Annotated in this window: 7 protein-coding genes; 3 read left to right on the top strand and 4 right to left on the bottom strand. The window is 55.1% G+C overall.

The annotated features are described in order from the left end of the window. The 3 genes from ABWP27_RS11270 to ABWP27_RS11260 form a co-directional block, all read right to left on the bottom strand. On the bottom strand, positions 1-575 hold a 575-nt coding region (locus tag ABWP27_RS11270; RefSeq protein WP_353156764.1), incomplete at its 3' end, for a DedA family protein. A gap of 124 nt (positions 576-699) precedes the next feature. Continuing rightward, positions 700-2,157: a Ppx/GppA phosphatase family protein gene (locus ABWP27_RS11265; protein ID WP_353156762.1), complete on the bottom strand. Its 1,458-nt coding sequence runs from the start codon at positions 2,155-2,157 to the stop codon at positions 700-702. A gap of 263 nt (positions 2,158-2,420) precedes the next feature. Then, a complete protein-coding gene (locus ABWP27_RS11260; protein ID WP_353156759.1) occupies positions 2,421-3,671 on the bottom strand; it encodes an Hsp70 family protein in 1,251 nt (416 codons plus the stop codon). A gap of 212 nt (positions 3,672-3,883) precedes the next feature. Here ABWP27_RS11260 and ABWP27_RS11255 point away from each other — a divergent pair, with 212 nt between their 5' ends. From ABWP27_RS11255 to ABWP27_RS11245, 3 genes are all read left to right on the top strand, one after another. Further along, entirely contained in the window at positions 3,884-4,213 is a 330-nt protein-coding gene (locus ABWP27_RS11255) for a putative quinol monooxygenase (RefSeq protein WP_353156757.1), read from the top strand. A gap of 64 nt (positions 4,214-4,277) precedes the next feature. Then, complete coding sequence (locus tag ABWP27_RS11250) at positions 4,278-4,448, top strand: hypothetical protein (RefSeq protein ID WP_353156755.1); 171 nt, start codon at positions 4,278-4,280, stop codon at positions 4,446-4,448. A gap of 272 nt (positions 4,449-4,720) precedes the next feature. Then, positions 4,721-6,817 carry a putative bifunctional diguanylate cyclase/phosphodiesterase gene (locus ABWP27_RS11245; RefSeq protein ID WP_353156767.1) on the top strand — a complete coding sequence of 699 codons (2,097 nt, stop codon included), beginning with the start codon at positions 4,721-4,723 and terminating at the stop codon, positions 6,815-6,817. Positions 6,818-6,844: 27 nt separating this feature from the next. Here ABWP27_RS11245 and rpiA read toward each other — a convergent pair whose 3' ends face one another. After that, on the bottom strand, positions 6,845-7,516 hold the full coding sequence (gene rpiA / locus ABWP27_RS11240; protein ID WP_353156753.1) for a ribose-5-phosphate isomerase RpiA: 672 nt from the start codon (positions 7,514-7,516) through the stop codon (positions 6,845-6,847). Positions 7,517-7,617: the final 101 nt, after the last annotated feature.

Below are 7,617 nucleotides of genomic sequence, written 5' to 3'. Positions count from 1 at the left end.
AAGCGATAAACGTAGACGGCAATCACCAGCAGCAGTACGCCTTTTGAAACCGGATCCATATAGTGCTCGACCTCTTCGTACTGCGATTGCAGCAGGTAACCTGTCACCGCCAGCAAGGCAGTCCAGATCAGCGAACCGATAGTCGAATACGCCAGAAACGGCAACATCGGCATGCGCACAATACCGGCCGGCACCGAGATCAGCGTGCGTATCGCCGGGATCAGGCGACCGAAAAATACCGCCGCCGCACCATGCCGTGCAAACCATGTGGAAGCAACATCGATGTCCTGCGACGACAACGTCATCCAGCGGCCATGTTTGTTGGCAATACGCTTGAGTCTATGCTGGCCGAATATCGCACCGGCGTAATACCAGGGCAAGGCGCCCACGACCGAACCGGCGGTACCGGCCAGTATGACCAGCACGATATTCAATTCGCCGCGTGCGGAAACGAAGCCGGCCAGCGGCATGATCAGTTCGGATGGAATCGGCGGAAACACATTTTCCGCCAGCATCAGCAGAAAAATACCCAGATAGCCGCTTTGCGACACGATATCGACGATGCTATTGAACAAGACAAACTCCAGAAACAGGTGAACAGGATATAGAAGCGGCCCCGCCGCATGTAAGCGCTGCGCCTACTCAGAAAACGTATCGGGCAAATGGTTCCATGTCAGCCTTGGTGTAAACATGCATGGCTCATCCATGCAGCCTGATCGAAAAATCGATGCCCACTTCGCTCCAGGCTTCTTTTTCCTTTTCCATCCAGTAAGCCAGCGTCGGGTGCACTCTCACCCATTCCTTGCGACATTCGAGTTCGATGCGGTTCTTCATCTTCAGCCGCACTTCTTCCATCTCGATATCGATGCGCGCATGCAGGAACATCACGGCCAGCCGCAAGGCCAGCACCGCCTTGGCAAAATCGGCATCATGCAAGGCATCGCCGACTTTGCGCAAGTTACCCTTCTGTGCCAATACCAGGGAACTCATCGCACGCTGCTCGCGCGTTGTGAAGCCGGACAGGTCTGCGTTTTCAATCATGTAAGCGGCATGCTTGTGATAACTGCTATGCGATATGACCAGGCCGATTTCATGCAACAGCGCGGCCCAGTTCAGCAGCTTGACGTAGTGATCTTCTGCCGGCTTGAGCAAGGCAAACATGGCGCTGGCCGTTTGCGCAACACGATCGGCGCGTGCCTCATCAGCATGAAAACGCTGCCGGAAATCACGCACTGATTGTTCGCGGCGATCGCGTTTGGTTGCGCGCAGTTGCAAATCCCACAGCACACCCATGCGCAAGCCCGCATCAACCGGTTTCATGGACCGGATGCCGAGTTCCTGCATGACGGCAATCAGAATTGCCAGGCCGCCAGCCATGCTGGTGGCGCGATCGGATTTCATCCCGATCAAATCGATTTTTCCTGCATGACCGAACTGGATCAGGCGGCGCTTGAGCGCCTCCATGCTCTTGAGAGACAAGGCGCCATCGCCAAGGCCATTCTTGCTGATGGCATCGGCGATCGCCCGTATCGTACCGGACGAACCATAGGCGGCAGACCAGCGTTCGGATGTGTAGATGGGAGCGGCATCTTCAAAACGCGAACGCGCCGACAGCACGGCAGCATCGAACGTCGTTGCGTCTATATGCCCATCGGGAAAAAACGACATGGTTTGTGGCACCGTGCCTATGCTGAATGATTCAACCTGTTCGATTTCCTGTCCCTTGCCCAGGATCAGTTCGGTAGAGCCGCCGCCGATATCCAGCACCAGCCGACGCTCGCTCGCCGATGGCAAGTTGCTGGCAACGCCCATGTAAATCAGGCGGCCTTCTTCTTCACCGGAAATAATTTCGATCGGATAACCGATTGCAGCCTCTGCGGCCGGCAAAAATGCGGCAGCGTTTTTTGCAATACGCATCGTATTGGTGGCAACCACGCGCACGGCATTCAAGGGGTAGCTGCTTAAAATCGCATTGAAACGCGTCAGTGATGCGAGCGCGTCTTCCATGGCCGCCGCGGTCAGATTCCCCTTGCTGTCCAGACCGGCTCCCAACCTCACCGGATCGCGTGCGCTCTTGACGATGCGCATGACTTCACCGTCATGCCGCCCGATATGCAGCCTGAAACTATTGGAACCCAAATCTACTGCAGCAAACATCCTGTCTCCTCAAACACCTGCCTGTTTCATGCACGGCACATCGCCGGAGAGCTGATAGTCCACGTGAAAAGCTCGTGACCATAAACCTGCATTATTACGCTGTCATGACAATCCGGTATGCAGCAGTTTGTTCCTGCGCCATCAATATCCAGGCTTGTATTTCAGTGCGTATAAAAAAATTGCGCATTAATGCGCAAATTGTTTATACCATTTTAAAATACCTGATGCCAGCCATGCCTTCATGCCGGGCATGGCTGGACTTTTCAACCAAATTTTCTGACTGCATCCAGCGCCAGGCCGGCGCCTATGCTGCCGAACAGATCGCCTTCGACACGGCGTGCATTCGGCAACAACGAGCCGATTTTTTCGCGCAGCAAATGGACGCCGCTGGAACCGCCGGTGAACACCACCGTATCCACCTGATCGGCAGCAATGCCGGCATCGCGCAATAGATTGGCTACCGTACTTCCCACAGTCGCCACCATTTTATGTATCGCGTCGTCAAATTCGTCGCGCCGCAAGGTCAGTGTGTGAGCCGGCGCCAGCCTGTCCAGCACCAGTTGCGTTTCCAGCTCTGCGGACAGCGCTATTTTGCCTTCTTCCGCCTTCAGCGCCAGCCAGTGACCGGAGCGATGTTCAATCAGCTGCAGCAAGGTATCCAGCTTGTCCTTTTCCATTGCATCGCGATAGATGTCCTTGATCTGCAACCAGGTTTTTTGCGTGTATGCCAGATTGATCGTGTGCCAGGTCGCCAGGTTGAAGTAATAGCTGGATGGCACTTCATTATTGTTGTTCAGGCGGCTGCCCAGTCCCATCAGCGGCATGATGCTGGTCAGGCTCAGATACTTATCGAAATCGGTACCGCCTATGTGTACGCCGCCGGTCGCCAGGATATCGTCGCGTCTATCTGCTTTTTTTGCGCGTTCCGGCGCCAGCCGCACCAGCGAAAAATCCGAAGTGCCGCCGCCGATATCGGCGATCAATACCAGTTCTTCACGGTCTATCTGCGACTCGTAATCGAAAGCGGCAGCGATCGGCTCGTATTGAAAATCAATCTCCTTGAAGCCTACCGATTGCGCGATTTCGTACAAGGTATCTTCGGCCAGAATATCCGCCTCTTCATTGCCGTCGACGAAAAACACCGGACGCCCCAGCACCACACTGGTGAATTCACGCCCGGCCGCAGTCTCGGCCCTGCGCTTCAATTCAGCGATGAATTGCGTCAGCAAGGTACGGAATGGCAATGCCTTGCCCATCACCTCGGTCTGGTCGTCGATCAGGCTGGTGCCGAGCAGGCTCTTCAGCGAGCGCATCAGCCGGCCTTCATAGCCCTGCAGATAATTAGCCAGTGCGGCGCGGCCGTAATACACCTGCTCTTCATCAGCATTGAAGAAGATCACGGATGGCAATGTCACTTTGCCATCTTCAAGTTGCAACAGGGGCGAAGTGCCGGGGCGACTCCAGCCAACGGTCGAATTCGACGTCCCGAAATCGACGCCGCATGCGTTTGCCATGAAAAAACCTCTGAAAATGAAACGGGCCACGATGATAAGTCATAGTCTGCAGAGTGTGTTCACTTTCTCGGCACCGCCCAGATTTCATCTGGCCACAATGACAAGTCCGCGCCAACACATGAAGCGGCAATGAGGATTACAATTTAATGCCGCAGCAAACACCGGGCGGGATACGTCGCATATGTACTCAATCGTCATCGACAGGAGGCACTATGGTTAACGTCGGATTGCAGGTTCGCCTGGAAGCCAAACCGGGCAAGGAAAAGGAACTGGAAGAATTTCTGCGCGCGCAATTGTCATTCGCACTCGGCGAGCCGGCCACGACAGCCTGGTTTGCCATCAAGCTGGATGCCAGAACTTTCGGTATCTTCGATGCATTCCCGGATGAGACCGGCCGTCAGGCGCATCTCGATGGTGAAATCGCCAAGGCACTCGGAAGTGCTGCCGCCTCCCTGCTGGCAAACGCGCCGGTCATTGAGAAATTTTCCGTGCTGGTGGCCAAGCTGCCGAACAGCGGCGAAGTGCCGGATTCCCTCGGCTGAATGCGCAGCGAAAACTGGCTCTTTGAGCAAGCGCATCGTAAAATAACGGCCTTACGGAGGACACATGAATACCAGTTGGGGCAGTGAAGACGATATGGAAATCGACGACGAGCTGATGCGCGACGTCGAGCATCTGGTGCCGCACAGGCAACGCAACAGCGGCGACATCGGCACGCTGGATTTCTACGACAGGCAAGATCGCATGGCGCGGGAAATTGCCGACAAACCGCGTTAAGGCAATATCTGGCGGCATGCTCAATTTTCCATGCCGCCAGCATTTTTCATTCCCCGCGCTCAGCCGCATCAAGCCCTGCCCTGCTTTTCTCCACATCGCGTTCCGGCAAAAAATCGCACTATTTTGGTGATCATCGTTGTGCTAAACGATGGCATTGTTATTGCTATGTAGAAAGCAATCGTTCGCTTCCCGCGATTTGCTTCTGCAGCAATATGCAGAAGCAAATCGGTGCCCTTGATGGCACTCATATGATCACATTTCAATGCCCGAATATGCTGCTGACGATGCCGTCTCATCCTGCTGACCCCACCTTGCAGGCCCGCTTGCTGGGCACGCTGCTGGCCAACCTGGAAGGCATGGTTTACCGCTGCCGCCTGGACCGGCAATGGACCATGGAGTTCGTCAGCGAAGGCTGTCTCGCACTGACCGGCTACGCCGAAGAAGACATCCTGTTCAATAGCCGTGTTTCCTACGACGATATTACGCACCCAGACGACAGGGAATACGTGCGCACGGCAGTCATGCAAGCCATCACCAGCAATCGGCGTTTCGATATCGAATACCGCATCGTGCGCGCCGACGGTGAAGTGCGCTGGGTATGGGAACGCGGCACCAACGCCATGCACGACAGCAAGAAGTGGGATGTGCTGGAAGGTTTTATTCAGGACATTACCGAGCGCAAACAGGCAGACGAGGCATTGCGCGAAGCCGAACGGCGCTATCGCAGCATTTTTGAAAATGCAATTGAAGGCATTTATCAATCGACACCCAGTAATGGCTATCTGGCGGTCAACCCCGCACTGGCGCGCATGTATGGCTACGATACGCCGCAAGATCTGATTGCAACCCTGCACGATATCGAGCACCAGGTATACGTTAATCCGCAACGCCGGATTGAATTCATGCAAACGATGGCGCAAAACGGCGTTGTCACGAATTTTGAATCGCGCGTCTACAGACGCAATGGCGACATCATCTGGATCTCGGAAAACGCGCGCGCCGTGCATAACAGTACGGGCGAGTTGCTGTTTTTTGAAGGGACGGTGGAAGCCATCACCGAACGCAAATTGCATGAAGCGGAAATCCAGTTCCAGGCCACGCACGACGCACTGACCGGCTTGCCCAATCGCACCCTGCTTTACGATCGCATGCAGCAGGCTGTCCTGCATTCGGCACGCTACGGCAATCTGACTGCCATCGCCTTCCTCGATCTGGATCAATTCAAATTCATCAACGACAGTCTCGGCCATCAGGTTGGCGATGAACTGCTGAAAATCACTGCGCAACGCCTGACTTCCTGCCTGCGCGAAAGCGATACCGTGGCGCGCCAGGGCGGCGATGAATTCGTTTTGCTGCTCACCAGCCAACCCAGCGAAGAATCGATTACGCACACCATGCAACGCGTATTGCACGAAGTCGCACAGCCGTGGATGGCGAACGATCTGGAATTCCGCATCACCTGCAGCATAGGCGTAACCTTGTGTCCGGATGACGGGCGCGATGTAGAGGCGCTGCTGAAGAATGCCGACTCCGCGATGTACAAGGCGAAAGAACTGGGACGCAATAATTTCCAGTATTTTGCTGTGGAAATGAACGATACCGTGACCGACAGGCTGGCGCTGCTCAATCGCCTGCGTCAGGCGATTCCGAATCATGAATTCGTGCTGCACTACCAGCCGAAAATCAATCTCGCAACCGGCGATATCATCGGTGCCGAAGCATTGGTACGCTGGAACAGTGCAGGAGGCATGGTGTCGCCGGGCAGCTTCATTCCGCTGGCAGAAGAAACCGGGCTGATCATCCCCATCGGCGAATGGGTATTGGAAACCGCCTGCCGGCAAAATCGCGCCTGGCAACTGGCAGGCTACGCACCCATCACGATCTCGGTCAATCTGTCGCCGCGCCAACTGGCGCGTGGCGATATCGTCGAGCGGGTACAACAGGTATTGGCGGAAACCGGGATGGAAGCGCAATACCTGGAACTGGAAATCACCGAAAGCGTGATGGCAAGCGATGTGGAAAAATCGTTTGCGCTACTGATCCGCCTGCGCGCACTGGGCGTAAAAATTTCGCTGGACGATTTCGGCACCGGCTATTCGAGCCTCAGTTACCTGAAGCGCTTCCCGGTCGATACCCTGAAAATCGATCAATCCTTCGTACGCGACATCGCCACCAATCAGGATAGTGCCGCCATCGTCAAGGCCATCATTTCACTCGGGCACAATCTGAATCTGACGGTATTGGCGGAAGGAATAGAAACGGAAGAACAATTCCGTTTTCTACTGAAAAGTGCTTGTAACGAAGGCCAGGGATACTTGATGAGCAAACCGGTTGCACATCAGCATTTTGAACTGCTGCTGCAGCGGTGAAACTGCAGCAGTGTTGCAAGAATCAGACTAGAACGTCAGGCGCTTGACGCCTTCTGCCGTGCCGAGCAAAGCGATATCGGCACCGCGCCGCGCAAACAGGCCGACGGTTACTACGCCGACGATATCGTTGATCTGCGCTTCCAGTTCGGCAGGGTCTTGAATCTTCAAACCCAGCACATCGATGATGAAGCAGCCGTTATCGGTCACCAGCGGCTTGCCATCCTTCAAGCGCAGACGCGGTTCGCCACCCAGTGCCGCCAGCTTGCGCGCCACCACTGCTTGCGCCATCGGAATCACTTCCACCGGCAAGGGGAAATTGCCCAGCAGATCCACCAGTTTCGAGCCATCGGCAATGCAGACGAATTGTTTGGCGACCGAAGCAACGATCTTTTCGCGCGTCAATGCCGCGCCACCGCCCTTGATCATTGCACCTTGCGCAGTGATTTCATCCGCGCCGTCGATATATACCGACATCGCATCGATCTCGTTCAGGTCGAACACAGCAATGCCGTGCGATTGCAGGCGTTGCGCGGTTGCTTCCGATGAAGCGACTGCGCCCTTGATGCGATCCTTGATTTTGCCCAGCTCGTCGATAAAGAAGTTGGCGGTGGAGCCGGTACCGACGCCGATGATTTCGCCTGGCACCACATAGTCGATTGCGGCACGGGCAACTGCTTGTTTCATTTCATCTTGAGTCATGGCGTATGCGGGAGATTGATGGTTGATATTAAGTCTAAGGCGCTATTTTACCGGATGACTTACCTGCATTTGTAATGCGGGAAGATATCCGTGTTTTCAGA

It is taken from the genome of Herminiimonas fonticola, from assembly GCF_040395855.1.
In the GTDB taxonomy this organism is placed as follows: domain Bacteria; phylum Pseudomonadota; class Gammaproteobacteria; order Burkholderiales; family Burkholderiaceae_D; genus Oxalicibacterium; species Oxalicibacterium fonticola_A.
Note: the sequence above shows the minus strand (reverse complement) of the source record. Positions and strands in the feature narration are given on the sequence as shown.